This window comes from Micromonospora sp. NPDC004704 (assembly GCF_053601675.1).
In genome coordinates, this window is record NZ_JBSGCD010000050.1 from 1 (window position 1) to 26,126 (window position 26,126).

Annotated in this window: 20 protein-coding genes and 1 pseudogene; 10 read left to right on the forward strand and 11 right to left on the reverse strand. The window is 70.7% G+C overall.

Translation table 11 applies throughout. The annotated features are described in order from the left end of the window. Window positions 1-107 precede the first annotated feature (107 nt). The 3 genes from ACWEFB_RS35525 to ACWEFB_RS35535 all read right to left on the reverse strand — a co-directional run bounded on the left by ACWEFB_RS35525 (window position 108) and on the right by ACWEFB_RS35535 (window position 4,044). Window positions 108-2,411 carry an esterase-like activity of phytase family protein gene (locus ACWEFB_RS35525; RefSeq protein ID WP_452292599.1) on the reverse strand — a complete coding sequence of 768 codons (2,304 nt, stop codon included), beginning with the start codon at window positions 2,409-2,411 and terminating at the stop codon, window positions 108-110. A gap of 168 nt (window positions 2,412-2,579) precedes the next feature. After that, complete coding sequence (locus ACWEFB_RS35530) at window positions 2,580-3,302, reverse strand: class F sortase (RefSeq protein ID WP_452292601.1); 723 nt, start codon at window positions 3,300-3,302, stop codon at window positions 2,580-2,582. Next, window positions 3,286-4,044: a hypothetical protein gene (locus ACWEFB_RS35535; RefSeq protein ID WP_452292603.1), complete on the reverse strand. Its 759-nt coding sequence runs from the start codon at window positions 4,042-4,044 to the stop codon at window positions 3,286-3,288. Before ACWEFB_RS35535 ends, ACWEFB_RS35530 begins: the two co-directional genes overlap by 17 nt. Before the next feature lie 542 nt (window positions 4,045-4,586). Here ACWEFB_RS35535 and ACWEFB_RS35540 point away from each other — a divergent pair. Continuing rightward, window positions 4,587-6,386 carry a glycoside hydrolase family 6 protein gene (locus ACWEFB_RS35540; protein WP_452292605.1) on the forward strand — a complete coding sequence of 600 codons (1,800 nt, stop codon included), beginning with the start codon at window positions 4,587-4,589 and terminating at the stop codon, window positions 6,384-6,386. 81 nt (window positions 6,387-6,467) lie between these two features. On the opposite strand, the gene ACWEFB_RS35545 is transcribed toward ACWEFB_RS35540, so the two are convergent. The 3 genes from ACWEFB_RS35545 to ACWEFB_RS35555 all read right to left on the reverse strand — a co-directional run bounded on the left by ACWEFB_RS35545 (window position 6,468) and on the right by ACWEFB_RS35555 (window position 8,330). Further along, entirely contained in the window at window positions 6,468-6,833 is a 366-nt protein-coding gene (locus tag ACWEFB_RS35545) for a hypothetical protein (RefSeq protein WP_452292607.1), read from the reverse strand. Window positions 6,834-6,934: 101 nt separating this feature from the next. After that, window positions 6,935-7,651: a hypothetical protein gene (locus ACWEFB_RS35550; RefSeq protein ID WP_452292609.1), complete on the reverse strand. Its 717-nt coding sequence runs from the start codon at window positions 7,649-7,651 to the stop codon at window positions 6,935-6,937. Between the two features lie 13 nt (window positions 7,652-7,664). Next, on the reverse strand, window positions 7,665-8,330 hold the full coding sequence (locus tag ACWEFB_RS35555) for a hypothetical protein (protein WP_452292611.1): 666 nt from the start codon (window positions 8,328-8,330) through the stop codon (window positions 7,665-7,667). A 334-nt stretch (window positions 8,331-8,664) separates the two neighbouring features. Here ACWEFB_RS35555 and ACWEFB_RS35560 point away from each other — a divergent pair, with 334 nt between their 5' ends. From ACWEFB_RS35560 to ACWEFB_RS35580, 5 genes are all read left to right on the forward strand, one after another. Beyond that, a complete protein-coding gene (locus ACWEFB_RS35560) occupies window positions 8,665-10,155 on the forward strand; it encodes a catalase (RefSeq protein ID WP_452292613.1) in 1,491 nt (496 codons plus the stop codon). Between the two features lie 442 nt (window positions 10,156-10,597). Continuing rightward, window positions 10,598-13,246, forward strand: coding sequence for a nitrate- and nitrite sensing domain-containing protein (locus tag ACWEFB_RS35565; RefSeq protein ID WP_452292615.1), 2,649 nt, complete (start codon window positions 10,598-10,600; stop codon window positions 13,244-13,246). After that, window positions 13,246-13,665: a roadblock/LC7 domain-containing protein gene (locus tag ACWEFB_RS35570; protein ID WP_452292617.1), complete on the forward strand. Its 420-nt coding sequence runs from the start codon at window positions 13,246-13,248 to the stop codon at window positions 13,663-13,665. The genes ACWEFB_RS35565 and ACWEFB_RS35570 overlap by 1 nt, the downstream gene beginning before the upstream one ends. Continuing rightward, a complete protein-coding gene (locus ACWEFB_RS35575; RefSeq protein ID WP_452292619.1) occupies window positions 13,655-14,044 on the forward strand; it encodes a DUF742 domain-containing protein in 390 nt (129 codons plus the stop codon). The genes ACWEFB_RS35570 and ACWEFB_RS35575 overlap by 11 nt, the downstream gene beginning before the upstream one ends. Next, complete coding sequence (locus ACWEFB_RS35580) at window positions 14,025-14,627, forward strand: GTP-binding protein (protein ID WP_326562931.1); 603 nt, start codon at window positions 14,025-14,027, stop codon at window positions 14,625-14,627. Before ACWEFB_RS35575 ends, ACWEFB_RS35580 begins: the two co-directional genes overlap by 20 nt. Window positions 14,628-14,640: 13 nt before the next feature. Here the strand turns inward: ACWEFB_RS35580 and ACWEFB_RS35585 are convergent, their stop codons facing one another. The 4 genes from ACWEFB_RS35585 to ACWEFB_RS35600 all read right to left on the reverse strand — a co-directional run bounded on the left by ACWEFB_RS35585 (window position 14,641) and on the right by ACWEFB_RS35600 (window position 18,357). Beyond that, entirely contained in the window at window positions 14,641-15,303 is a 663-nt protein-coding gene (locus ACWEFB_RS35585) for a LutC/YkgG family protein (RefSeq protein WP_452292621.1), read from the reverse strand. Between the two features lie 19 nt (window positions 15,304-15,322). Next, entirely contained in the window at window positions 15,323-16,768 is a 1,446-nt protein-coding gene (locus ACWEFB_RS35590) for a LutB/LldF family L-lactate oxidation iron-sulfur protein (RefSeq protein ID WP_452292623.1), read from the reverse strand. Next, entirely contained in the window at window positions 16,765-17,550 is a 786-nt protein-coding gene (locus ACWEFB_RS35595) for a (Fe-S)-binding protein (protein WP_452292625.1), read from the reverse strand. The genes ACWEFB_RS35590 and ACWEFB_RS35595 overlap by 4 nt, the downstream gene beginning before the upstream one ends. 120 nt (window positions 17,551-17,670) lie before the next feature. After that, window positions 17,671-18,357: a GntR family transcriptional regulator gene (locus ACWEFB_RS35600; protein WP_452292627.1), complete on the reverse strand. Its 687-nt coding sequence runs from the start codon at window positions 18,355-18,357 to the stop codon at window positions 17,671-17,673. 192 nt (window positions 18,358-18,549) lie between these two features. On the opposite strand from ACWEFB_RS35600, the gene ACWEFB_RS35605 reads away from it, so the two are divergent. From ACWEFB_RS35605 to ACWEFB_RS35615, 3 genes and pseudogenes are all read left to right on the forward strand, one after another. Continuing rightward, a complete protein-coding gene (locus ACWEFB_RS35605; RefSeq protein WP_452292629.1) occupies window positions 18,550-19,614 on the forward strand; it encodes a lactonase family protein in 1,065 nt (354 codons plus the stop codon). Between the two features lie 303 nt (window positions 19,615-19,917). Beyond that, a complete protein-coding gene (locus ACWEFB_RS35610) occupies window positions 19,918-21,621 on the forward strand; it encodes a VWA domain-containing protein (RefSeq protein ID WP_452292631.1) in 1,704 nt (567 codons plus the stop codon). 282 nt (window positions 21,622-21,903) lie between these two features. Beyond that, window positions 21,904-23,389: pseudogene (locus ACWEFB_RS35615) on the forward strand (sugar transferase). A 105-nt stretch (window positions 23,390-23,494) separates the two neighbouring features. Here ACWEFB_RS35615 and ACWEFB_RS35620 read toward each other — a convergent pair. After that, complete coding sequence (locus ACWEFB_RS35620) at window positions 23,495-24,835, reverse strand: ROK family protein (protein ID WP_452292633.1); 1,341 nt, start codon at window positions 24,833-24,835, stop codon at window positions 23,495-23,497. Window positions 24,836-24,909: 74 nt separating this feature from the next. Here ACWEFB_RS35620 and xylA point away from each other — a divergent pair, with 74 nt between their 5' ends. Next, window positions 24,910-26,097, forward strand: a complete 1,188-nt coding sequence (xylA, locus tag ACWEFB_RS35625; protein WP_452292635.1) for a xylose isomerase — start codon at window positions 24,910-24,912, stop codon at window positions 26,095-26,097. Window positions 26,098-26,126 lie beyond the last annotated feature (29 nt).

The following is a 26,126-nucleotide window of genomic DNA, read 5'->3' on the forward strand; positions in this document are numbered from 1 at the left end:
CCAGGCCGCGCACATCGTGCAGGACGTCTGGACCAAGTAAGCAACAAGCCGATGGCCGGGTCCCCGAAGTTTGGGGACCCGGCCATCGGCGTCTGTCGAGTGGGGACCTATCGCTGGCCGAAGACCCGCTTGCTCGTACCGAGGTGCAGGAACACCGTCTCACCGGTGGCGTCCTGGACCGCGTCGTTGTCGGTGATCGCGTAGACCTGACCGTCACCGGCGACGGTCATACCCTCGAGCTTCTCCTGGGTCCAGCCGTTCGTCGCCCGCAGGTCGGGCAGCACGTCGTACGCCAGGGTCTTGGGCAGGACCCGCAGCGGACCCGGCGCCGCGGCGGTGCGCGGCAGGTCCACGGTGTAGATCCGCTTGATCCGGGCGGCCGGTCCGTTGAGCTTGTCCCGCTCGATCACCGCGAGCTTGTCGCCGACCACGGTGATCTCGGAGAGGCCGATCCAGTCACCGGGCGTGCTGGTGCTGGCCAGACGGTAGCCGAACCAGCTCCAGGTGCCCGCCGACACGTCGTACCGGCCCAGCCGGACGGTGCCCGCCGGGTCGGTGGCGACCTCCCGTTGCAGGGCGGCCCAGACCACCTCACGACCGCGCGAGTCGGTGGTCGCGGTGACGCCCTCGAAGCCCTGCTTGGCCAGGCCGGCGGCAACCTCGGCCGGCAGCTCCACCACCTGCTGGGTCACGCCCTTGCGGTCGAGCCGGACCAGCTTGTTGCCGGCACCGGTGGTGCCCTCGACGGCGAGCCAGAACCCGCCCTGCGGGCGGGCGTAGATGCCCTCCGCGTCGTAGCCGACCGGCTGCCCCGCGGCGTCCGACACGGTCAGCGCGGTGGTGATGACCGCCGGCGTACGGGTCGGGTCGACGGTGAGGATCCGGGTCGGGGTGTACGCGGCGTCGGTGACGCTGTAGAGCAGGTGCGACTTGCCGGGTACGGCCGACAGCGCGCCGAGCGCACCCCAGCCGATCGGGGCCTTCGCCTTGTCGGCGGAGACGATGGTCGGGAAGGCGGGCTTGCCCTTGCCGAGCTGGTACACGGTCACCGAGGCCCGTACGCCGACCTCGGCGTCGTCCTCCTCGCTGGAGATCGCGAGCAGGTTGCGTCCCGGAATCGGGAGCAGCCCCTCCGGTCCGTTGGTGGCCGGCAGCACCTGCTGGAAGACCGGCTTGGTCGGCCGGCTGATGTCGTAGACGGCGACGAAGTTGCTCCGCTCCGAGCCGACGAAGGCGTACCGGGTGCCGTTGTACTCGGCGATCGCCACGCCCTCGGGCTCGGTGCCCTTGTTCTCGGCCCGGTCCTCGTTGTGCAGCCCGTACGTGACGGCGAGCCGCTCGAAGGTGTTGCCCGCGTCCCAGGCCACCCGCCCGGTACGGCCGTCGAAGACGGTCCACCCACGGGTGCCGCCGCGCCAGTCGCCCTCGTTCGCGGTGGCGAGGTAGTGGTCGTCGATCCAGGCCACGGCGTCGGGCTCGCGCGGGACGTCGGTGATCGAGCCGGTCAGGTCGATCGCGCCGTCCTCGACCGTGTCAATGCCGCTCACCGAGGCGGTACCCGCGCTGAACACGCGGATGATCCGACCGGTCGGCAGGTCGACGATGGCGACGCCGTTGTTCTCCTGGAGGGTGACCGCGACCTCGTTGTCACCGTTGATGGAAACGTACTCCGGCTCGGGGTCGGTCGGTGCGGCGAAGCCGGCACCGACGAACGCGGGCAGTGCCTGGCCGTCGGCGGCGGTGAACGCCACCGGCCGGGTCTTCCACCGGGTCGGGTTGTTGCCGGTCAGGTCGACGATCTGGAGGAAACCGGCCGGGGCCTGCGGCAGGTCACCCTCCTCGCCGCCGGGCGGGGCCACCTCCTCGTCCCGCTCGTTCTCGATCGCGATGGCGGCGTACCGCTTGTCCTTGCTGATCGCGATGGAGTCGGGCTGGCCGCCGAGGTCGAAGCTCGCCACCCGCTGGCGGGTGCGCAGCGCGATGACGTCCAACCGGCCGGACGGTGCGGTGAAGCTGGGGCTGGTGTTGACCACGACCAGGACGTACTGGCCGACCACGGCGACCGAGGTCGGCTCGTCTTCGGCGTCGCCGAGCTGGTCCAGGGCGAGGGTGCCCAGGCCACGGGGCTTGTCCGGGTTGGTCAGGTCGAGGAAGCCGATCCGCCGGGCCAGCGCGTCGGTGTAGATCAGCGTCCGGCCGTCCTCGCTGACCGCCGAGATCTCGGCGACGGTCGGGGTGGTCGGGTCCTCGCCCTCGGGCCGGTTCTGGAAGACCGGGTACGTGGCGGTCCGGTCGAACGACAGCGGTTGCCGGTCCGACTTCTGGTGCGCGGTGGCCGCTCCGGCGCCGCTGAGGGTGCTGGCGGCGACGGCCGCGACGGTGAGCGCCGTATATATCTTTCTGGCAGGCATCAAGTCTCCGTTGCTGCTCGGGTCCCGACCATGGAAGTTCGCACGGGCAGACGAGCGGTAACGATCTCGCGGATGAACAGTGGACGAAGAAAGTTGATCCTGGTCGGATCCCTGCGGGGACCCCGACCAGGATCGGAGGAAACGCGTCGTTTGCTGTTGGCTCCGGCGCTACCGCGACGGGGTGCCGGTGGCTGAGGCGAACACGATGATGTTGTCCGGGTAGCTGCGTTTCTTCCGGTCGAACCTGCCACCGCAGGTGACCAGGCGCAGTCCCGCCCGGTCCGACGGTCCGTAGACCAGGTCGGTGGGAAAGGCGGTCTTCGGGTACGACTTGACGCCGTCGACGGTGAACTCGGCGACACTCCCGTCCTTGCGGGGGACCTGGATCCTGTCCCCGGCCTTCAATGCGCCCAGATCGAAGAAGACCGCGGGTCCGGTTTCGTGGGAGTCGACGTGCCCGACGATCACCGCGTTGCCGATCTCGCCGGGGCTGGGACCGAGCCGGTACCAGCCGGCGAGTTCGGCCTTGGCCAGCGGCGGCACCTCGATCATCCCGGCCTTGTCGACTCCCAGCGACATCAGCTCGGCGTCAACGCCGATCTTCGGCACGGTGACCCGGACCGGTTCGGAGCGGGCCATCCCGGCCGACCGGCTCGCCGACGGGGTCGGTGCGGGCGGGGACAGGTCTGGGTCGACCGGCGAGTTGACGTACCCGGGGGCGGCTTCCGCCGCGGGCTGGGGCGGCAGTTCCGCGGTCTGGTCCTGGGCGGCGCCGAGAAGACTGGCGCCACCCAGCGAGAGTACGGCGACGAGGGCGTAGCCGGCGGTACGCCGGGCGGCGACGTGTCGGCCGCCGGCCCGTCCGCTCGACCCTTCAGACGACCGAGCCATCGGTCCGACGTCGCCGCATCAGGACGATTCCGCCGATCGCCGCCGCGCCCAGCATCGCTGCTCCGCCGGTCGCGAGACCGTTGCCGCCCGCCCCACCGTCGCCGCCCTCGACCCAGCCGGTCGGTACGACCACCAGGGTTCCGAATCCGCAGGAGCCCTTGAGCTTGTAGTGCCCGGGCGTGGCGTCGCCCGGGATCTCGGTGGTGGCCCAGTAGGTGTGGGCACCGCTCTGCTCGCCGTCGGCCGGCTCCTCGGCCGCTGCCGGCCCGTCCGCGTCGGCGTGGCCGTCGGCATGGTCGTTCGCGTGGCTGTCGGCATGGACGTCCGGCTCGGCGATCGGCTCGGCGGTCGGCTCCACCGCCTGGGGTGCGTACTCCTCGACCGGTCCCAGGTCGGCGGCGGGCGGGGCCTCCTCGGGTGCGGGCGGGGTGTCGCCCGGTGCGGCCGGAATCCCCGGTGCCTGCGGCTTCTCGGGAGCGGCCATCTCCGGAGCGGTCTGCGGCTCCAGTTCCAGTTTCCCGGTCACCTCGGACCAGATCCAGGGACTCTCCTGCGCCTCCGTACAGACCTCGACGAGGGTGACTTCCTCGCCGGGCTTCGCCCACTGCGGCTTCGCCGACACCTGGCCCGGCTCGGTGGTGGGAGGGGCAGCCGCCGAGGCGATCCCGGGCGTACCGACAAGCATGCAGGCGCCACCGAGGGCGGCTCCGGCGACAACCTTGCCGAGAAATTTCGTGGACATAACTCCGTCACTCCTTCCCCTGCTCGCCTTGGCCCGACGGCAGCCGAACCATGACCGAGGCTAACTGGTTTGTGAGCTTTGATCGGATTAATGCGCCTTTTGTTCTATCGCCCCCGTACGGGCTATGCCCTGTGCTATCCGGCCCTTGGTTGCGGTACGTGCCGTCTGCTGATCAATCGGGCCGGGGGAGCCCAACCGGGTGCCAATGACGAGTTTCCGGCAGGCTGGGAGGGATACGCGCAGGGAAAGGGATCGGTGGTTGTCGTTGGGGTGTTGTGGTGGAAGCGCTCCCATGCAAGAATTCATCCACTGTGCAGGGGAGCCATACCGCGCAGTGGACGTCGAGGGCATCCGGTCTCCGGACGACGTCGACCCGGCCGGGAGCTACGGCCGGCACCACCACCGTTCTTTGCTGCCCGTCCGGGCCGGGCAATCGAAGTCCCCATGGCGCCTTGTGGACCACCCCACCGGTTCACGTCCGCGAGGCCGCCGCGCGCCGGGCCCCGCCATCGCGGACCGGCTGGCCCAAGGAGATCAGTCGCATGAATTTACGGAGTAGATTGTCCGGCCGACGCAAAGCAGTGGTGCTGGCGGCCGCGAGCACGTTGGTGGCCGCCGGTCTCGTCACCCTTCCGGTCACCGTGGCCCACGCGGCCACCCAGTGCAGCGTCACGTACACCACCAGCCAGTGGCAGGGCGGCTTCAGCGCCAACCTGACCATCCGCAACATCGGCGACCCGCTGAACGGGTGGACGCTCGGCTTCACCTTCCCCAACAGCAGCCAGCGGGTGCAGCAGGGCTGGTCGGCCACCTGGACCCAGTCCGGGAGCCAGGTGACCGCGCAGAGCATGTCGTGGAACGGCTCGCTGGCCACCGGAGCATCGACCGGCATCGGCTTCAACGGCGCCTGGAGCGGCAGCAACCCCGCCCCGACCTCGTTCACCATCAACGGCACCGTGTGCAACGGCGGTAACCCCACAACTCCGCCGACAACACCGCCGACAACACCGCCGACGACTCCGCCGACGACTCCGCCCACCACCACCCCGCCGCCCACCACGACCCCGCCTCCCACGACCACGCCTCCGCCGGGTGGACCTCGGGTGGACAACCCGTACGTGGGTGCCACGGGTTATGTGAATCCGGACTGGAAGGCCAAGGCCGACGCCGAGCCGGGCGGCAGCCGGATCTCGAACAACCCGACCGGCGTCTGGATGGACCGGATCGCGGCGATCAACGGCTCCGCCTCCGCCCGTGGTCTGCGCGCGCACCTCGACACCGCGGTGGCGCAGGGTGCCGGCTACATCCAGGTCGTCATCTACAACCTGCCCGGCCGGGACTGTTCGGCGTTGGCGTCCGCCGGTGAGTTGGGGCCGACAGAGCTGGACCGGTACAAGACGGCGTACATCGACCCGATCGCCGCGATCATGGGTGACGCCAAGTACCGCAACCTCCGGATCATCAACATCATCGAGATCGACTCGCTGCCGAACCTGGTCACCAACACGGGTAGCCGGCCCACCGCCGTCCCGGCGTGCGACGTCATGAAGGCGAACGGCAACTACGTCAACGGCGTCGGGTACGCCCTGGCGAAGCTGGGCGCGCTGCCGAACACGTACAACTACATCGACGCCGGCCACCACGGCTGGATCGGCTGGGACGACAACTTCGGCCCGTCCGCGACCCTGTTCGCCGAGGCCGCTCGGGCCTCCGGCAGCACGGTGAGCAACGTGCACGGCTTCATCGTGAACACCGCCAACTACGGCGCTCTGACCGAGCCGTACTTCAACATCAACAGCACCGTCGGCGGTACGTCGGTGCGGCAGTCCAAGTGGGTCGACTGGAACCGCTACGTGGACGAGCAGTCGTTCGCACAGGGGTTCCGTACCCAGCTCATCAGCGCCGGGTTCAACTCCAACGTCGGCATGCTGATCGACACCAGTCGTAACGGTTGGGGTGGCTCGGCCCGCCCGACCGGCCCCGGCCCGCAGACCAGCGTGGACACCTTCGTCGACGGTGGCCGGCTCGACCGGCGGATCCACACCGGCAACTGGTGCAACCAGAGCGGTGCCGGTATCGGCGAGCGCCCCCGGGCCGCACCGGCCACCGGCATCGACGCCTACGTCTGGATCAAGCCCCCGGGTGAGTCCGACGGCGCCAGCCGGGAGATCCCGAACGACGAGGGCAAGGGCTTCGACCGGATGTGCGACCCGACGTACGGCGGCAACGCCCGTAACGGCAACAACATGAGTGGCGCCCTGGCCAACGCCCCGCTCTCGGGACAATGGTTCTCGGCCCAGTTCCAGCAGCTCATGCAGAACGCGTACCCGCCGCTGTCGTAGGCGCTCGGGTAGGCACGCCGCACCACCGCGGGATCCCTGGTCCGACCGTCACGGTCGGGCCAGGGATCCATGCGTACGGGGTCAGGGAACGGTCTTCTCGATCGCGGCCGCGCCCTGTTCCGCCAACATCCGGCGGGCTCGTTCGAGGTTGGCCGGGGTGGGGTCGGCACCCCACGCGGCCACCAGGTCCTCCGGTTCCCAGGGCTGTTCGGCCCCGGTACGCGTCTGGTCCGAACCGGGGTAACCGCCGCCCTGTGAGTCGCCGATCAGCTCCTCGCTGGGCGGAAAGTCACCCGGTACGTCGTCCGGCCCGATGAACTCAGGCGTGTTCGAATCCCGCCCGCCACCCGTTCTGAGCTGGGGCAGGGTGCTCTCGTCGTCGGCGGCCGAGGCCATCTCCGGGGACTCCTCCAGCGGCCGGTCCAGGCCCGGATCGCGCTCCGTCATGTTGCTGCCCTCCTGTCCGGTAGCGGCGTCGTTCCCATCGGACTCGGCTACCCGGGATCGTCGGCGCCATGCCGACCCGTACCCGGTCGGGTGAGCGGGAGTCAGCGGTCGAGCACCCGGTCGAGGAAGTCGCGGTAGCGGCGGATGCTGAGCCGGATCCGTTCGGTCTCACCGGCGTCGTCCGCGCCGGCACCGCCGTCGTGGCCGCCGTCGAGCCTGTCGCGCTGCGCGGCGAGTGCGGAGGTGAGGGACTCGACGGCCTCGCCGACCAGATCGCGTGCCTCGCCGAGGGCGGCCTGCGGGTCGTCCACGAAGCGCAACTGCACGTCGCGCCAGCGGTCCCGAAGCCCGGCGGTGGTCTCCTGGTCGAGCAGCGGCCCGGACCCGTCCCCGTCGACCGTGGCACTCGAAGCTGCGGTACTCGGAGTGGTCGCGGCCGTACCCGGTTCGGGAGTCTGGACGTCGAACGCCTCGCCGTCGGTCTGCCCGTTGTCGGGGCCGACGGTCTCGTCCACCCGGGCGTCGAACTCGTCGGTCCGGTTTCCGCTGGCCAGCGCCGACGCGGCGACCGCGCCACCGACCGTCGGGGCGCCGAAGGTGGTCGGCAGCGGTGCCGGCTCGTGGTACTCGGTCCGGTCCGGATCGTCGGCCCGGTCGAGATCGTCGACCCGCTCGGGGTCGTCGGTCCGGTCCCGGCCGTTCATCCGGTCGGCGTCGTCGGTCCGGTCCGGGTCGTCGGGCCAGTCCCGGTCGTCCACCTGTACGGGGGTGCGGGCGGTCTGCTGGTCGTCCTGGTTCTGCTGGTCGTGCTGACGCATGGGGATGTACTCCTCACCGGCTTGGCGCGTCCTGCGGCGACTGCCGCGGGGCGGGCTCTGGGGTGTGCTGAGGCTGCTGGGGCTGGGGGTCCGATTCGGTGGCGTCGGGCCGGGTGACCGGCTCGTCGGTGCGTACCGAGTCGGTTACGGGGTCGGTGCCGAGCAGGTCGGCGAAGAGGGCCCGGTAGTGCACCAGGGCCTGACGCAGGTCCTCCGTGTCGGCTTCGCCGCGCTGGTCGCGCAGGCGGATCTCGTGGGCGTCGCGGTAGTGGGACAGGGTCCGGGCGTGCTCGACGGAGAGGGTGGCGAGCTGCTCGTCGTAGTCCCCGGTCGGGTAGCCGCGCTCGGCGATCAGGCGGGTGACCAGTTCGTCGGCCGCGCCGACCGAGTCGTTGGGCGCGTCGACGAAGTTGGCCTGGATGTCCGCCCAGGTGGTGGCGTACCGCTGGCGGGACTCCTCGGAGAGCGGGGTGAGGGTCAGCTCGGCGTGCCGGCGGGTACGTTCGCGCAGTTCCCGCTCGGCCTCGCCGCGGCTCTCCCGTTCGGCGACGGCCTGGTCGTACTCCGGGCCGAACTGGCGTCGGAGCGCGGCCCGGCGGGTGACCGCCCAGATCGACGCGGCGATGACCACGACGAGTACGGCGGCCACGACAATGACGATGACCTGCGTGGGTGACATGGGATCCTCCTTCGCCCTCTGCTATTCCCGCTGCGAGGTGATCGCCAATCCCCGGTCGGGATATTTTCGTTCGATCCTCAGGCGAGTCGTGCCGTTCGTGGCGCTCTGTCTGATATTGGGGGTGATTCGCGGCACCTCGCTGGGAGCCCCGCCAACCCTGGTTGTTAACTTGACTCATTCCAAAAAACGCGCTTTGGTGGTGTGGTGCCGGTCGGCTCAAGTGGTTTGCGCCATCTGGGTGGGTTGACCGCTACCAGGCCGGTTCGCCGGTTTGAACCGAGATCACTTTCTGGGGCCGCTGTCCGGGCTCCCAGGGATCGTCAGGAGGAGAACCATGAGCGATCTCCAGGCCGAGAAGGCAACGCTCACGACCCGCCAGGGTCACCCCGTGCACAACAACCAGCAGCAGCGCACCGTCGGGTCACGCGGCCCGGCGACCCTGGAGAACTACCACTTCCTCGAGAAGATCAGCCACTTCGACCGGGAGCGGATCCCGGAGCGGGTGGTGCACGCCCGCGGCTTCGTCGCGCACGGTGAGTTCGAGGCGTACGGCAGGATCGGTGCCGAGCCGGCGTCGACGTACACCCGGGCCAAGCTCTTCCAGACCGAGGGCACGAAGACACCGGTCTCGGTCCGCTTCTCCACCGTCATCGGCGGCCGGGACTCGTCCGAGGCGACCCGCGACCCGCGCGGGTTCGCGGTCAAGTTCCGCACCGAGGACGGCAACTGGGACCTGGTCGGCAACAACCTCCCGGTCTTCTTCATCCGGGACGCGATCAAGTTCCCGGACGTGATTCACTCGCTCAAGCCGGACCCGGTGACCTTCCGCCAGGAACCGAACCGGATCTTCGACTTCATGTCGAACACCCCCGAGTCGATGCACATGCTGACCTGGCTGTTCAGCCCGCGCGGCATCCCGGCCAACTACCGGACCCAGGACGGCTTCGGGGTGAACACGTACCGGATGGTCAACGCCGCCGGTGAGGGTGTGCTGGTCAAGTACCACTGGAAGTCGCGGCAGGGCATCGAGTCGCTGACCGAGGAGCAGGCCGCCGCGATCCAGGCCACCGAACTCGGCCACGCCTCGAAGGACCTCTACGAGGCGATCGAGCGCGGCGAGTACCCGCAGTGGGAGCTCAACGTCCAGATCATGAGCGACGACGAGCACCCGGAGCTGGACTTCGACCCGCTCGACGACACCAAGACCTGGCCGGAGGACATCTTCCCGCTGCGTCCTGTCGGCGTGATGACGCTCAACCGCAACGTCACCGACCACCACAACGAGAACGAGCAGATCGCGTTCGGCACCGGTGTGCTGGTCGACGGGCTGGACTTCAGCGACGACAAGATGCTCGTCGGCCGGACCTTCTCCTACTCCGACACCCAGCGCTACCGGGTCGGCCCCAACTACCTCCAACTCCCGGTGAACGCGCCGCGCGAGGACGTACGGGTGAGCACCAACCAGGGCGGCGGCCAGATGTCGTACGGGGTGGACAACCGGGGCGGGAACCCGCACATCAACTTCGAGCCGTCGTCGGTCGCCGGTCTCCGGGAGGCCGACGACTCCTACCGCGAGTACCGGCCACACGTGTCGGGTCAGGTGCTGCGCGCACCGATCGAGCGGCAGAACAACTACGCCCAGGCCGGTGAGCGGTTCCGGACCATGCCGGAGTGGGAGCGCGACGACCTGGTGAAGAACTTCGTCAACCTGCTGGGCCAGTGCGACAAGCACATCCAGGAGAAAATGGTCTGGCACTTCGACCAGGCGGACGCGGCGTTTGGTCGCCGGGTGGCCGAGGGACTCGGCCTCACCGCCGACTCCTGATCCGATTGCTCGATGCCGGCCCCGCCATGAGCGGTCCCGGTACGGCCCGAGTAACACCGAGTACTTGCGGGATGCCCCGGACGCATTCTCCGGGGCATCCCGTTTTTCCTGCTCATCCCGTACGTGGTCGCTCTGCGGGGCGATGGAATGACCGGGTGTGCCGATCGCCGGCCCACCCCGTACGCCGATGGCTCACGCTTGTCCGGCAATAGCGGCGGCGTGACAGTGACAATGGCATCAGGGTGGTAGACCGATCGGGCACAGTACCGATTTCGGTCGACTTTGGACAGTGGTCGGGAAGCCCACCCGGAACGTCCGGTAGTGCATACGTCTCCGATTACGTATCCTGCCGGAGGCGCACGCTCGAATTCCGTGACCCTCTCGGGAGGACACGGACCGGCCGGGCCCGGTTTTCCCTCCTGCCACCCCCGGGCGAGGTCCGATGAATAGCCGTAACTGGACGATCCGCTCAAAGATCATCGCGTTGGTCGCCGTACCGATCGCCGCGCTGTTGGCGCTGTGGATCTTCGCCACCCTGCTCACCGTCGAGCCCGCCACCCGGCTGCTCTCCGCGCAGTCCCTGCTCGACAAGATCGGCCACCCGGGCACCGTCGTGGTCGGTGAGCTACAGACCGAACGCCGGCTCTCCATCCGCTACCTCGCCGGTGGTGACCTCGCCGCCCTGAACGAGCAGCGGGCGAAGACCGACCGGTCGGTGGCCGAGATGCGGCGCCTCACCTACGGCAGCGGTCTGCTCGACTCCGGCGACACCCTCCGCAACCGCGTCGACCAGCTCTTCGTGGCCCTGGACGCACTCCCCTCCGGCCGGGGTTTCATCGACCGCAAGGACATGGACCGGGCCGGGGCGTTCGGCCTCTACAGCAGCACCGTCTCGCTGACCTACCGCGTCTTCGACTCGACCGCCGCACTCGGCGTGGACGGCGTCAACGTGGAGTCCCTCAACGTGATCGCCCTCGGCCGCGCCCGCGAGGTACTCGACCAGGTCGACGCCGTACTCGCCGGGGCGTTTGTCGCCGGCCGGTTCGCCGAGGGGGAGTACCCGCAGGTGGTGCAGGCGATCGGCACCCAGCGGTTCCTCTACGAGGAGTCGGTGGCGAACCTGCCGGACGGCGACCGGGCCGCGTACCAGCGGCTGGTCGACGGTGACGACTTCATCCGGGTCCGGGCGATGATGGCCGACGTGGTCGCCAAGGGCCGGACCGGTGCCGCGGTGCCGGTCAGCGCCGAGGCGTGGCGGACCAGCTACGACAACGTCCAGCGGCAGTTGCACGACTTCGAACTGGCCGCCGCGGACACGCTCACCGACCGGGCCAAGCCGGTCGCGGTCCAGGTGCTGGTCCGGCTCGGCCTCGCCGGCCTGCTCGGGCTGGCCGCGGTCATCCTCTCCATGTTCATCGCGATCCGGGTCGGCCGCTCCCTGATCGGCCGGCTGACCGGCCTGCGTACGGCCGCACTGGACCTCGCCGGCAACCGGCTGCCCGACGTCGTCGGGCGGTTGCGCCGGGGCGAGGAGGTCGACGTCGCCCGCGAGTCCCCGGACCTGGAGTACGGCCGCGACGAAATCGGCCAGGTCGGAAACGCGTTCAGCGAGGTCCAGCGCACCGCCGTACGTTCCGCGGTGGACGAGGCGGGACTGCGGCGCGGGATGAACGAGGTGTTCCTCAACATCGCCCGGCGCAGCCAGACGCTGCTGCACCGCCAGCTCGCCCTGCTCGACAAGATGGAGCGGCGGGTCACCGAGCCGGAGGAGCTGGAGGACCTGTTCCGGATCGACCACATGGCCACCCGGATGCGACGGCACGCCGAGGACCTGGTCATCCTCGCCGGTGCCGCACCCGGTCGGGGTTGGCGCAACCCGGTCGCCATGGTCGACGTGATGCGCGGGGCGATCTCCGAGGTCGAGGACTACGCCCGGGTCGACGTGGCCGCCGTACAGCCCGCGTCGACGGTCGGACCGGCGGTCGGTGACGTGATCCACCTGCTGGCCGAGCTGATCGAGAACGCCACCTCGTTCTCGCCCCCGCACACCCGGGTACGGGTCACCGGTCAACTCGTCCCGAACGGGTACGCCGTCGAGGTCGAGGACCGGGGCCTGGGCATGACCCCGGAGGCGCTGGAGCTGGCGAACCAGCGGTTGGCCGAGCCACCCGAGTTCGACCCGGTGAACAGCGCCCGGCTGGGCCTGTTCGTGGTCGCCCAGCTCGGTGCCCGGCACGGGGTCAGGGTGCAACTCCGCCCGTCCCCGTACGGCGGGGTCACCGCCGTGGTGTTGATCCCCGGTGAGCTGGTGGCACCCGGCAACGGCCCGCTCGCCCTGCCCGGACGACCGACCGAGCCGGTCAAGGCGATCGACACCGTCGAGTCCGGTGAGCTGGTGGAGCCGGGTTCCGGCCCGGCGCCCGGCGCGGTGTCGGCGACCCTCTCCGGGGCGCTGGCCGGCCGCAGCGGTGGCCCGGGTACCCGGAGCGGACTGACCGGCCGGGCCGGTTCCGCCCAACGGGCCGGCTCGGGGGCACCGGAGCGCCGGGCCCGGACCCTCGGACGGTTGACCGCGGTGCCGAGCACGGCCGACCGGGACACTCCGGACCGGACGGGCGGACCGTTCGCGGCGCCCGCCGCCGTGCCGCTCGGTACGCCCGCCGAGACCCTCCCGCCGCCGCCGGCCGACGCCTCCACGGCTCCGGTGGGTGAGGACGGGCTGCCCCGCCGGATCCGGCAGACCAGCCTGGCGCCGCAGTTGCGTGAGCCGACCCTGCCCGACGAGCCGGCCGCCCGCAGCGAGGGCGCGACGGACCGGCGGACGAAGACGGCCGCCCGCTCCCCGGAGGAGGTCCGGGCGATGATGTCGGCGATGCAGGCCGGTACCGCGCGTGGCCGCCGGGACGCGGCGGGTCCGACCGACTCGCCCACGGTCCAACTGGCGACCCTCAAACCGCCCACCCCCGCGCCGAACGAGGCTCCGGCTCCGTTCACCCCGGGGAACGACGGGCCGGTCACCGCCCCGCCGGCCAGCTCAGCCGATGCCCCGGTCGCCGACCCGGGCTCCACCGATTCTGGAAGGGACGCGTAGTGGTGCACCCGACGAGGCCGGCCGATCTCGCCTGGCTCCTCGACGACCTGGTGGAGCGCGTACCGACGGCGGAACAGGCCGTGGTGCTCTCCGCGGACGGGTTGCTGATGGCCGCGTCCCGAGGGCTGTCGCAGGAGGACGCCGAGCACATGTCCGCCATGGCCGCCGGCTTCCAGAGCCTGGCCAAGGGGGCCAGCCGGCAGTTCGTCGCCGGCCCGGTACGGCAGACAGTGGTCGAGATGGAGTCGGCGTTCCTCTTCGTCACCGCCGCCGGTCAGGGTGCCTGCCTGGCCGTGCTCTGTGGCGCAGACTCCGACATCGGGCTGATCGCGTACGAGATGGCGATGCTGGTGACCCGGGTCGGCGAATACCTGAGTTCACCGAGCCGTGGTGCTGGGGTGACCGCCGATGCAGGATGACCAGCCCGGACCACACCACGACTGGCTGGATTCCGACGCCGGGCCGGTGGTCCGCCCGTACATGATGACGGGGGGTCGGGTCCGGCCGGCGATCGGCGGCTTCGACCTGGTCGCGTTCGTGGTCGCGGCCGTGCCCAGCGGTGACAGCCGGGCCGAGGCCCTCCAGCCGGAGCATCGGCAGATCCTCCGGCTGAGCCAGGAGCCGATCTCGGTCGCCGAGGTCGCCTCCTACCTCGACCTGCCGCTCGGTGTGGTCCGGATCCTCCTCGCCGACCTGCTCACGGCCGACCTGATCGCGATGTACGAGCCCTCGTCGGCGCCCAGTTTCCCCGAAGACGACATCCTCAAGGCGGTGGTCAATGGACTCCGTGCGCTCTGACCGGGACGGCTCCGCCCAGCGGATCCCGCTCGCGTTGAAGATCCTGATCGCCGGTGGCTTCGGGGCCGGCAAGACCACCCTGGTCGGTGCGGTGAGCGAGATCAAGCCGTTGCAGACCGAGGAGATCCTCACCGACGCCGGGGTGGGCACCGACGACCTGGTCGGTGTGGAGAGCAAGACGACCACCACGGTGGCGATGGACTTCGGCCGGATCTCGATCAACGAGGACCTGCAGGTCTACCTCTTCGGCACCCCCGGTCAGGACCGGTTCTGGTTCCTCTGGGACGAGTTGGCGTTCGGCGCCCTCGGCGCGGTGGTGCTGGCCGACACCCGCCGGCTCGCCGACTGTTTCCCGTCGGTGGACTACTTCGAGCGGCGGGGTACGCCGTTCGTGGTCGGGGTGAACTGCTTCGAGGGGGCGCAGCAGTTCAGCCCGTCCTCGGTCCGGGTCGCACTCGATCTCGACCCGGACGTCCCGGTTGTCCTCTGCGACGCCCGCAGCCGCCAGTCCGGCAAGGGCGTACTGGTCAGCCTGGTCGAGCACGTCGCCGCGCGGCGCGGCGTACCGGTCTCGGCGAACTGATCGTCGCCGCCGGTCAGGCGGCCACGATCAGCACGTCCAGCCGGCGCGGACCGTGCACCCCCTCGACCCGGTTCAGTTCGATGTCGCTGGTCGCCGACGGCCCGGAGACCAGGGTCAGCGGCCGGGTCGGGTCGGTGAGCCGGTGCAGCGCCTGCGGCACCCCGCCGACGACCTGGTCGGCCCGCACCACGCAGACGTGATGGTCGGGGACCAGGGTGAGCAGCCGTCGTCCCTGGTCGGCGCCGGTGTCGAGGATCAGGGTGCCGGTCTGGGCGATCGCCACCGCGCACCCGGTCACCACGGCGAGCCCCGGCGCGTCCAGGTCGGTCACCGTCAGGGGCCTCGGCTCGCCGTCGCGCACGACCGTCCCCGGGTACGCGGACAGCCAGCCGGCCGGCAGCCCCGCCGCCACGGCCACCGCCGGTACGCCCGCCAGCAGCCCGCCCAGCGCCTCCGCGATCCCGTCGGGGGCGCAGTGGGTGACCGTCGCCTTGTAGTCGACCAGGCGGTCCACCAGCAACTCGACCAGCGCCGGATCGGTGCGACCGTCGGTGCCGGGGGCACCCGGCTGGGCGTCGGCCGGCTCCGGGTGGACGACGTACTGCCGGGGCACGGTGACCGGGGCGATCGGCGCGACCGCCCGGAGCCGGGCCATGATCTCGTCCCGCGCGCTCATGACAGCCCCTCCATGTGTTCTAGTTCCGGCCACGGCCGGCCCACCATTCGCGGAAGGTCTCCGCCGCCGGCAGCGGTGCGTCCCGGGTGGAGGTCCAGCCGGACAGCGGCCAGGGCAGATGCCGGACCGAGGTCTGCCGGCCACCCCGGCGCAGCGGGGCGGAACCGCGCCGGGCGGCGCGCAGGGCGGCGGTGTACCGGCGACGGTCCCGCATCACCCAGGACATCGCCCGCATCGCGGTCCGTTCCGCCGACGGTCGGCCCCGTTTCGCGTCGACACCCTGCTGGCGCAGGTGCACCAGCACCTCGGGGATGTCGATCCGGACCGGGCAGGCGTCGAAGCAGGCGCCGCAGAGCGTCGAGGCGTACGGGAGGGTCCGGTTCGCGCCCGCGTCCGGCCCGGTCATCTGCGGTGACAGGATCGCGCCGATCGGGCCCGGGTAGACCGACCCGTAAGCGTGCCCGCCGACCCGTTCGTAGACCGGGCAGACGTTCAGGCAGGCCGAGCAGCGGATGCAGCGCAACGCCTGTCGCCCGACCGGGTCGGCTCGGACGTCGGTACGCCCGTTGTCCACCAGCACGATGTGCACCTGCTGCGGCCCGTCGCCCTCGGTGACCCCGGTCCACATCGAGGTGTACGGGTTCATCCGCTCACCGGTCGAGGAGCGGGGCAGCAGTTGCAGGAACACCTCCAGGTCGTCGAAGGTGGGCAGCAGCTTCTCGATCCCGACCACGGAGATCAGCGTCTCCGGGAGGGTGAGGCACATCCGCCCGTTGCCCTCGGACTCGACCACCACCAGGGTCCCGGTGTCGGCGATGGCGAAGTTGGCGCCGGAGACGGCGACCCTGGCGGAGAGGAACTTGGCGCGCAGGTGCCGGCGGGCGGCCTCGGCGAGTGCGGCCGGTTCGTCGGTGAGCGACGATACGTCCACCCCGGGCATCCGCTCGGCGAAGATGTCGCGGATCTGGTGCCGGTTGTAGTGGATCGCCGGGACCAGGATGTGTGACGGCTGGTCGTCGGCGAGCTGCACGATCAGCTCGGCCAGGTCGGTCTCCACGGCGTCGATGCCGACCGCTTCGAGCGCCTCGTTCAGCCCGATCTCCTGGGTGGCCATCGACTTGACCTTGACCACCTCGCGGGTGCCGGTCTGCTGGACCAGCCGGGTGACGACGGCGCAGGCCTCGGCCGCGTCGCGGGCCCAGTGCACGGTCGCCCCGGCCGCGGTGGCGGCGGCCTCGAACCGGTCGAGCAGTTCGGGGAGCCGGGCCAGCACGTCGTCCTTGATCGCCGCGCCGGAGACCCGGAGCGCCTCCCAGTCGGGCACCTCGCCGACCATCCGCAGCCGTTTGTCGCGGATGGTGTGGGTGGCCCGGCGCAGGTTGGCCCGCAACTGCGGGTCGGCGAGCTTGGTCCGCGCGGCGACCGGAAACGGCAGCCGCGCAACGATGTTCCCGGTGCCGGTCACCTGGTGCCCTCCGCCGTGCCGGCGAGCACGTCCGCGGTGCCGGCCAGGATCTCCGCGTAGTGGATGGCCCGTACCTCGGGACCGGTGCCGCCGTCGCCGTCGGGTTGGCCGGTCCGGCGGGACAGGCCCCCGCCGATGTGCGCCAGGCAGGAGTTGTCGGCCGCGGCGACGTACCGGGCGCCGGTCGAGCAGACCGCGTCGCACTTGTCGGCCAGCATCGCGCCGGAGACCCCGGCGTTCTTGACCGCGAAGGTGCCGCCGAAGCCGCAGCACTCCTGTGCGCCCGGCAACTCGACCAGGTCGATGTCGCGTACGGCGCGGAGCAGTTGCAGCGGCCGGTCGCCGAGGCGCAGCATGCGCAGGCCGTGACAGGTCGGGTGGTACGTGACCCGGTGCGGGAACGAGGCACCGAGGTCGGTCACGCCGAGCACGTCGACCAGCAGTTCGGAGAGTTCGTACGTCCGTGGTGCGAGGTGTGCGACCCGCTCGGCGAGCGCCGGCTCGGAGGCGGCCAGCCGGGGGTACGACTCACGCACCATCGCCACGCACGAGCCGGACGGGGCCACCACGGCGTCGTACGCCTCGAAGGTGTCGACGAACCGACGGACCAGCGGCATCGCCTCGGCCCGGTAGCCGCTGTTGGCGTGCATCTGGCCGCAGCAGCTCTGTTCGAGGGGGAACTCGACGGTGTGGCCGAGCCGTTCCAGGATCGTCACCACCGCCTTCCCGGTGCCGGGGAACACCAGGTCGTTGACGCAGGTCACGAAGAGCGCGATGCGCACGGATTCTCCTTTCGCGGCAGGTCGGTCCGGTCCGCCACGTACGGCGGGTTGGCTGGTCGCCATGGGTTGGCTGGTCGCCAGGGGTTGGCTGGTTGCGGCGGCACGGCTGGGCGCGACACGTCAGGCCGTCTCGAAGAAGGGCAGGTGCCGGTCGCGGGCGGCGAGCAGGTGGGCGCGCATGGCGGCACCGGCCGCGTCGGCGTCCGCGGCGGTGACCGCGTCCACGATCCGGTGGTGTTCGCGGGCGCTGATCCCGTGGTGGGTGGCGGGGAAGTAGAGCCGGAACAGGTGCAGGTGGGACCGGAGCCGGACGATCGCGTCGTGCAGGAGCCGGTTGCCGGCCTGCTCGGCGACGAGGTGGTGGAACCGGGCGTCCTGGTTGGTGAACTCGGCGATGGCGGCGAAGCCCTCGGTGCCCGGTGCCGGGCCGGGGAGTTCGGCCGCGCCCCGGAGGGCGGCGAGTGCCTCGGCGGGTCCGGGGAGTCCGGCGATCCGGTGGGCGGCCCGTTCGGTGGCGACCGGTTCGAGGAGGAGTCGCATCTCGACCAGTTCGTCGAACTCGGCGCGGGTGAGCAGCGGGGTGGCGGTGTATCCGGCGAGGGCGCGCTTGCGGACCAGCCCGTCGGATTCGAGCCGGGCGAGCGCCTCCCGGACCGGGGTGGGGGAGACCTGCAACTGTCGGGCCAGGGCGTCGATGTTGATCCGTTCGCCGGGCGCCACCGCATGGTCCATCACCAACGTACGCACCGACTCGTAGACGTCGTCGGCGAGTGTTGTCCGTCGCGCGGGCCGCAATACCTCCACCACGATCGAAGATCCTATAGGATCGGCCACTCCGATAGGAAGGGCCCCCGTTCCACGAAAACCGGCCCGGTTCCACGGAAACCCAGGACAAGCGATTCGTCCCACCGGGCGGAACCGGCCGTGCTCTGGTTGGATCAAGCGGGTGCAACGGCAACGGCAACGGCAACCGGGCACGGCGGCGGACGGAGCGATGCGATGACTGACGGCGGCGAGCTTGTCTACCTCGGGTGTTACACCGCGGAGGCGGACGGGCGCGGGACCGGGGTCGTCGCGGCGCGACGGGATCCGGTGACCGGGGCGCTCGAAACGCTCGGCACGGTCGCCCCGACCGAATCGCCGTCCTTCCTGGCCCGACACCCGACCCGACCGGTGCTGTACGCGGTGAACGAGCGGGCCGAGGGGACGGTCAGCGCCTGGGCCGTCGACGGCGACGCCTCCCTGCGCCCGCTCGGCACCTGGTCCACCGGTGGGGACAGCCCCTGTCACCTGGCGGTCGCACCCGACGGCAGCCACCTGTTCGCGGCCAACTACGGCAGCGGCAGTGTGTCCGTACACCCGTTGGACCTGGCGGGGGTGCCGGGTGAGCGGACCGACCTGCGGGTGCACGACGGACATGGTGTCGACCCGGACCGGCAGGAGGGTCCGCACGCCCACATGGTCTCGCCGGCCCCGGACGGCGGGTCGCTGCTCGCGGTGGACCTGGGCACCGACACCCTCTACCGGTACGACCTGGACACGCTCGACGGGCGCCTGCTGCCGCGTGAGCCGTTCACCCGGACCCGCCCCGGCACCGGTCCCCGGCATCTGGCCCGCCATCCCGACGGGCGGCGGTGTTACCTGGCCGGCGAACTGGACGCCACGGTGACGGCGTACAGCGTGGAGGGTGACGGCACGCTGCGCGAGCGCGGGCGGGTCGCGGCGAGCGCCAGGCACGGGCTCGTCCAGCCCTCCGAGATCGCGGTACGACCGGACGGCCGTTTTCTCTACCTCGCGAACCGGGGAGTGGGCACGATCTCGGTGTTCGCGCTCGACGACGAGATCCCGAGATACGTCACCGAGGTGGCCACCGGTGGCACCTGGCCGAGGCATTTCGCATTGATCGGTACCCACCTCTATGTCGCCGACGAACGGGCCGACGTGGTGAGTGTGTTCGTGGTCGACCCGGCCGCCGGGATCCCCGAACCGGCCGGCTCGGTCGCGGTGTCGAGCCCCACCTGTGTGCTCGGACCGCTGCCCTCGGCGGCCGTCGCGGACCGGTGAGCGGTCCCGGTGATGGTGATAATTTTTACCGGGATAAATGCTAATCGGTCACACCTGTCAAATGCGCGACATGCTCCGGTTGGAAAGCATGAGCACGAAAGCTCACCCGCTGGGCGGATTACCCGACAGTTTGACGTCAATCAGCTACGCAGTGTGAAATTCGGGGTGCGATCCGTATCTCCTGCGTAACTTTCGACCGAACGTAGGTGGCATTATGCGGAGTCGTTACGCAAGATGGTCACCGTGTCGGGCCGCCATCGCATGCGTAACAGTATTCGTGGAGCAGGCGCCATCGCAGCGGCGATGGCGCTTGTCCTTGTCGTGGTGGGAGCGTGGTTCGGCTATCGGCAGTTGGCCGAGCCGGCTTGCACGGGACAACTGCGTCTGAACGTCGACGCCGCTCCGGAGATCGAACCGGCCGTCGAGGCCGCCGCCGCCCAGTGGGCGGAGAACGGTGCCGCGGCCGAGGGGGTCTGCGTCGAGGTCGCGGTAACCGCCAGCGACCCGGCCGACGTGGCCGCCATCCTCGCCGGGAAGCACGGGGTGTCGCTGTCCGGTGTGGGCCAGGCGCCCGGCACCGCGGTCGCACCGGACGTGTGGATTCCGGACTCCAGCACCTGGCTGCTGCGGTTGAGCAAGGAGGCGGCCGGTTTCGCGCCGACCAACAACGCGCCGATCGGCCGCAGCCCGGTGGTGGTCGCGATGCCGCAACCGGTGGCCGCCTCGGCGGGCTGGCCGGAGAAGAAGATCACCTGGACCGACCTGCTCAAGCAGGTCACCACCGGCACCAAACTCCGTACCGGGATCGTCGAGCCGACCCGCGACGCCGCCGGCCTGTCCGGGCTGCTCGCGCTCGGTGCCGCCGCCGGCGCGGCCGGTGGTGCGCAGGCCCAGCAGGCCACCACCTCGGCGCTGCGGGCGCTGGCCGCCGGCCGGTCCGCGGTGCGGCAGGACCTGCTCGCCAAGTTCCCCCGGGCCACCGACCCGGCGACGATCGCCTCCGCACTCAGCGCCGCCGCGCTGTCGGAGGAGGACGTGATGGAGTACAACGCGAAGCAGCCGCCGATCCCGCTCGCCGCGGTCTACGTGGAACCGACGCCGCTGTCGCTGGACTACCCGTTCGCGGTCATGCCCGGCATCGAACCGGCGCGGGTCGCCGCGGCCGAGGGCCTGTTCAAGGTGCTCACCGAGGCCAGCTTCAAGGACCGGCTCGCCAAGCAGAACCTGCGCGGACCGGACGGCACCTGGGGTGAGGGGTTCAGCGCACCGCAGGGCGCCCCCAGCCCGGCCGGTACGCCGGTGGCCACCGGTTCACCGGCCGAGGGCGGTACGGCAGCCGGCGGACCCGATCCCGCCGCCGTCACCCGCGCCCTCTCCACCTGGACCGCGATCACCCTGCCGTCCCGGATGCTCGCCGTCATCGACGTGTCCGGCTCGATGCTCGAGGTGGTGCCGACCGCCAACAACGCCACCCGCGCGCAGGTCACCCTGGCCGCCGCGCAGGGCGGTCTCGACCTCTTCGACGAGTCGTGGGCGGTCGGGCTGTGGATCTTCTCCACCGAGCTGGTCGGTGCCCGGGACTACCGGGAACTGGTGCCGATCGGTCCGCTGACCAGCCAGCGTGGACAGCTCAAGTCGGCACTCGCGGGCATCCAGCCGAAGAAGCTCGGCGACACCGGGCTCTACGACACCGTGCTCGCGGCGTACAAGGCGGTCCAGGACGGGTGGGAGCCGGGCCGGGTCAACTCGGTGGTGATGCTGACCGACGGCAAGAACGAGGACGACAACGGCATCACCCAGGCGAAGCTGCTGGCCGACCTGAAGGCGGCGGCCGACCCGGAACGACCGATCCAGGTCGTGATCATCGGTATCGGCAACGGGGTCAACCGCGGGGAGCTGGACGCGATCACCAAGGTGACCGGTGGCGGCGTCTTCGTGACCGAGGACCCGGCGAAGATCGGCGACATCTTCCTGCAGGCGATCGCGCTGCGGCCGGCGCCCCGCTGACCTGAACCCCCATGGCCGGCCGGCTGAACACCGGCCGGCCATCCGGCGAAACATCCACCGTACGGCCGGACATCGGACGATTCACCGACGCGGATCGCGCGCTTCGGGGGTTAGGGTACGCCCGGCGGGTGCCCGGCCCCACGGGAAGTGACAGTAATCTGTCCGAAGCTCTCCGTAATCGGATCCGTAGGTGAAGATGTTCGAGGTGTCCCGGCACCGTCGGTCCGATGGGGAGGATCGGCGGTTGAACCGGGATTCTCCGTAAGTGCTGGGGAGGGCCGGGTGACGTCGGCAACACTGCTTAGCTCCGAGACTCTGCCTCCGGAACTGCCGCCGGGGGCGTCCGCTGTCACGACCAGGTCAAGGCATCGGGCTTACCTCCGAACCACCCTCGTCTTCGACACCATCACCCTCGGGGTCGCCGTACTGGTCGGATACTTCGGCCGGTTCGGGGGGGGACGATCCACGGGGCTCCGACATCTCGTACCTGATCATCGCCCCCGCGCTGGTGCTGATCTGGTTGCTCTCGCTACGCGGCATGCGCGCGTACGACGACCGGGTGCTGGGGTACGGCGCGGACGAGTACCGGCGGGTCACCGCGGCGAGCCTGAGGCTGGCCGGCGGGATCGCGATCGCCGGCTACATCGCCGACGTTGGCGTGTCCCGGGGTTTCCTCGGCATCTCCTTCGCGGTCGGCACGGTCGGCCTGGTGGTCGCCCGGTTCGCCGCCCGCAAACGACTGCACCGGGCCCGCGCCCGTGGGCTCGGGTGGGCCCGGCAGGTGCTGGTGGTCGGTGACACCCCGCACGTCCTGGAGCTTGTGCACACGCTGCGTCGGGAGCCGCACGCCGGTTACCAGGTGGTCGGTGCCTGCATCCCGGACGCCCTGCTGGCTCCGGTGCCGCAGCGGTTGGGTGACGTACCGGTGGTCGGGTCGTTGCGCGGGGTCGCGGACGCCGCGATCGCGGTCGGTGCCGACACGGTCGCGGTGACCGCGTCCAGCGAACTCACCGCCACCCGGCTGCGTCGCCTCGGCTGGCAGCTCGAGGGGACCGGGATCGACCTGGTCCTGGCACCGGCGCTGACCGACGTGGCCGGCCCGCGCATCCACACCACACCCGTGGCCGGGCTGCCGCTGATCCACGTGGAGGCACCCGAGTTCCGGGGCGCCCGCAAGGTTGTGAAGGGTTTCGTGGACCGGGCGGCGGCCTTCGCGGCGCTCACCGTGGCCCTGCCGATCCTGGCCGTGCTGGCGCTGGCGATCAAGCTGGACAGCCGGGGGCCGGTGATCTTTCGGCAGATCCGGGTCGGCCAGGGTGGCCGGGAGTTCGGCGTCTACAAGTTCCGCACCATGGTGACCAACGCGGATGCCCTGCTGGCCGAGTTGACTGCCCGGAACGAGACCGACGGCCTGATGTTCAAGATGCGCGACGACCCCCGGGTGACCCGGGTGGGCAAGTTCCTGCGCAAGTGGTCGCTGGACGAGTTGCCGCAGCTCGCGAACGTCCTCTTCGGTCACATGAGCCTCGTGGGCCCGCGCCCGCCGCTCCCCTCCGAGGTGGCCCGCTACGACGGCGACGTGGCCCGCCGCCTGCTGGTCAAGCCCGGCATGACCGGCCTCTGGCAGGTCAGCGGCCGCTCCGACCTAACCTGGGAAGACGGCATCCGCCTAGACCTCTACTACGTAGAAAACTGGTCCCTGGCAGCAGACCTAACCATCCTCTGGAAAACCTTCGGCGCCGTAATAAACAGCCGAGGCGCCTACTAACTCTCCCCACCCACCCCCACCCCCACCCCCGATCCTCCCGTTGATCATGAAGTTAGCGACGCGATCCGGCTCGTTGGACGTCGCTAACTTCATGATCAACGGGCTTTACGGGGTCAGCCAGGGGGCGGGGTTGGCGAGGACGGTGCGGACTATGGAGCCGGCGGCGCCTAGGACGGCGGCGTCGCGGGTGAGGAGGGACGGGCGTATGGAGACGGGGGACCAGGCGGCGGTGAGGACCCGGGTGCGGATCTCGATCTCCAGGGGTGGGCGGAGCCACTGCGCCAGTGGGGCGTAGATCCCGCCGAGCACGACGGTGTCCAGATCCAGCAGGTTGATCACCCCGGCGATGGCCACACCGAGCGCGGTGGCCGCCTCGGTCAGCGCGGCGAGCGCCGCCGGGTCACCGGTGCCGGCCAGCTCGGCCAGCCGGGCGATTGCCGCGTCGGCGGGCAGACCCCGGCCGGCGAGCCCGGCACCGGTCAGGATCGCCTCCTGGCCGGCGTACTGCTCCAGGCAGCCACGGGAGCCGCAGCGGCAGGGACGGCCGGTCGGGTGGACCGGCAGGTGGCCGAGTTCACCGCTCCAGCCCCTGGCTCCCCGGAACAGGGTGCCGTGCAGCACGATCCCGGCCCCGATGCCGATCTCGCCGGAGACGTACAGGAAGGTCGCCGGGCCGGGTGGTCCCGCGTGCAGTTCGCCGAGAGCGGCCAGGTTCGCCTCGTTGTCGATGGTCAACCAGCCACCGTCGCCGGCCCGCCGACGCCCGGTGGCGGGACCGGGGATCCGGGCCGCCGGCCGGGTCGGCGCCGGGATGACCGCGCCCGGTTGACCGGGTACGGACAGCCGGTGACCGGCCAGCGCCGGGTGCGTGTTGAGCCCGCCGACCAGGTCGACGTCACGCCAACCCAGGTTCGGCGCCAGCCGTACCACGCCGGACTCGGTGACCAGCCCGGGTACGGCCAGCGCGGTCCCGGCGAGGGTCAGGCGCTGGCGAGCGGCCTCGGCGCGGGCGGTGGCGGCGAGGTCACCGAGGTCGTTGAGCACCTCGGCGGGCGAAATCGGGCGCAGGTCGACCCGGCGGACCGCCCGGTGCCGGACGGCTCCGGTCAGGTCGACCACGCAGGCGGCCAGGTAGTCGACGTTGATCTCCAGGCCGAGTCCGGCCGGCCCGTCGGTGGCCAGCACCAGGCCGGAGGCGGGTCGGCCGGCACCGGTACGGGGAGCCGGGTCGACCTCGGTCAGCAGGTGCCCGCCGATCAGGTCGTCGACCAGGGCGGAGACGGTGGCCCGGGTGAGTCCGGTGGCGGTGGCGAGGTCGGCGCGCGAGGGTGGACGGGGTGCGTCGGCGATGTGCCGCAGCAGCAGGGCCAGGTTGTGCTCACGCAGGCTCGCCTGGCGTACGGCCGTGCCCGCCGTACCCACCTGGCCGTTGCCGGGTTGCGTCACGTCTTGACAATGCCACAGGCCGGTCAAATAATTCAACGGGTAAACAAATCAAGTATGTTACGTGGAGGTCATCGATGGCTGCCCAACCCACTCGCGCCGACAAGTTCTCGTTCGGACTCTGGACCGTGGGCTGGGAGGCCCGCGACCCGTTCGGTGACGCCACCCGCGCCCCGCTGGATGCAGTGGAGGCCGTGCACAAGCTCTCCGAGCTCGGTGCGTACGGCATCACCTTCCACGACGACGACCTGATCCCGTTCGGCTCCGACGACGCCAAGCGCGAGCACCACATCAGCCGCTTCCGCAAGGCGCTGGACGAGACCGGCCTGGTGGTGCCGATGGTCACCACCAACCTGTTCACCCACCCGATCTTCAAGGACGGCGGGTTCACCAGCAACGACCGCGACGTACGCCGGTTCGCCCTGCGCAAGGTCCTGCGCAACGTCGACCTCGCCGCCGAGCTGGGTGCCAAGACCTTCGTCATGTGGGGCGGCCGGGAGGGCTCGGAGTACGACGTCGCCAAGGACATCCGGGCGGCCCTGGACCGCTACCGCGAGGCGGTCAACCTGCTCTCCCAGTACGTGATCGACAAGGGCTACGACATCAAGTTCGCGATCGAGCCGAAGCCGAACGAGCCCCGGGGCGACATCCTGCTCCCGACCGTCGGCCACGCCCTGGCCTTCATCAACGAGCTGGAGCACCCGGAGCTGGTCGGCCTCAACCCGGAGACCGGGCACGAGCAGATGGCCGGCCTCAACTACGCGCACGGCATCGCGCAGGCGCTCTGGGCCGGCAAGCTGTTCCACCTCGACCTCAACGGCCAGCGCGGCATCAAGTACGACCAGGACCTGGTCTTCGGTCACGGTGACCTGATGAACTCGTTCGCCCTGGTCGACCTGCTCGAGTTCGGTGGCCCGCAGGGCGCCCCGGCGTACGAGGGGCCGAGGCACTTCGACTACAAGCCGTCCCGGACCGAGAACTTCGACGGGGTCTGGGCGTCGGCCGCCGCCAACATGCGCACCTACCTCCTGCTCAAGGAGCGGGCGGCGGCGTTCCGGGCCGACCCGGAGGTGCAGGCCGCCCTCGCCGCCAGCAAGGTCGCCGAGCTGTCCACCCCGACCGTCGGTGCCGGCGAGACGTACGCCGACCTGATCGCCGACCGGACCGCGTTCGAGGATCTCGACGTGGCCGAGGTGTCGTCGCGCGGGTTCGGTTTCGTGCACCTGAACCAGCTCGCGGTCGAGCACCTGCTCGGCGCTCGTTGATCCGTACGCCCCTTCGTTTCCGTACCCCT

Bases quoted from the DNA above. Each gene is read 5' to 3' on its own strand.
- ACWEFB_RS35610 (WP_452292631.1), top strand. From the start codon at position 19,918: ATGGCGCTTGTCCTTGTCGTGGTGGGAGCGTGGTTCGGCTATCGGCAG.
- ACWEFB_RS35560 (WP_452292613.1), top strand. From the start codon at position 8,665: ATGAGCGATCTCCAGGCCGAGAAGGCAACGCTCACGACCCGCCAGGGT.
- ACWEFB_RS35530 (WP_452292601.1), bottom strand. From the start codon at position 3,302: ATGGCTCGGTCGTCTGAAGGGTCGAGCGGACGGGCCGGCGGCCGACAC.
- xylA (WP_452292635.1), top strand. From the start codon at position 24,910: ATGGCTGCCCAACCCACTCGCGCCGACAAGTTCTCGTTCGGACTCTGG.
- ACWEFB_RS35580 (WP_326562931.1), top strand. From the start codon at position 14,025: ATGGACTCCGTGCGCTCTGACCGGGACGGCTCCGCCCAGCGGATCCCG.
- ACWEFB_RS35575 (WP_452292619.1), top strand. From the start codon at position 13,655: ATGCAGGATGACCAGCCCGGACCACACCACGACTGGCTGGATTCCGAC.
- ACWEFB_RS35545 (WP_452292607.1), bottom strand. From the start codon at position 6,833: ATGACGGAGCGCGATCCGGGCCTGGACCGGCCGCTGGAGGAGTCCCCG.
- ACWEFB_RS35535 (WP_452292603.1), bottom strand. From the start codon at position 4,044: ATGTCCACGAAATTTCTCGGCAAGGTTGTCGCCGGAGCCGCCCTCGGT.
- ACWEFB_RS35555 (WP_452292611.1), bottom strand. From the start codon at position 8,330: ATGTCACCCACGCAGGTCATCGTCATTGTCGTGGCCGCCGTACTCGTC.
- ACWEFB_RS35540 (WP_452292605.1), top strand. From the start codon at position 4,587: ATGAATTTACGGAGTAGATTGTCCGGCCGACGCAAAGCAGTGGTGCTG.
- ACWEFB_RS35550 (WP_452292609.1), bottom strand. From the start codon at position 7,651: ATGCGTCAGCACGACCAGCAGAACCAGGACGACCAGCAGACCGCCCGC.
- ACWEFB_RS35525 (WP_452292599.1), bottom strand. From the start codon at position 2,411: ATGCCTGCCAGAAAGATATATACGGCGCTCACCGTCGCGGCCGTCGCC.
- ACWEFB_RS35605 (WP_452292629.1), top strand. From the start codon at position 18,550: ATGACTGACGGCGGCGAGCTTGTCTACCTCGGGTGTTACACCGCGGAG.
- ACWEFB_RS35585 (WP_452292621.1), bottom strand. From the start codon at position 15,303: ATGAGCGCGCGGGACGAGATCATGGCCCGGCTCCGGGCGGTCGCGCCG.
- ACWEFB_RS35565 (WP_452292615.1), top strand. From the start codon at position 10,598: ATGAATAGCCGTAACTGGACGATCCGCTCAAAGATCATCGCGTTGGTC.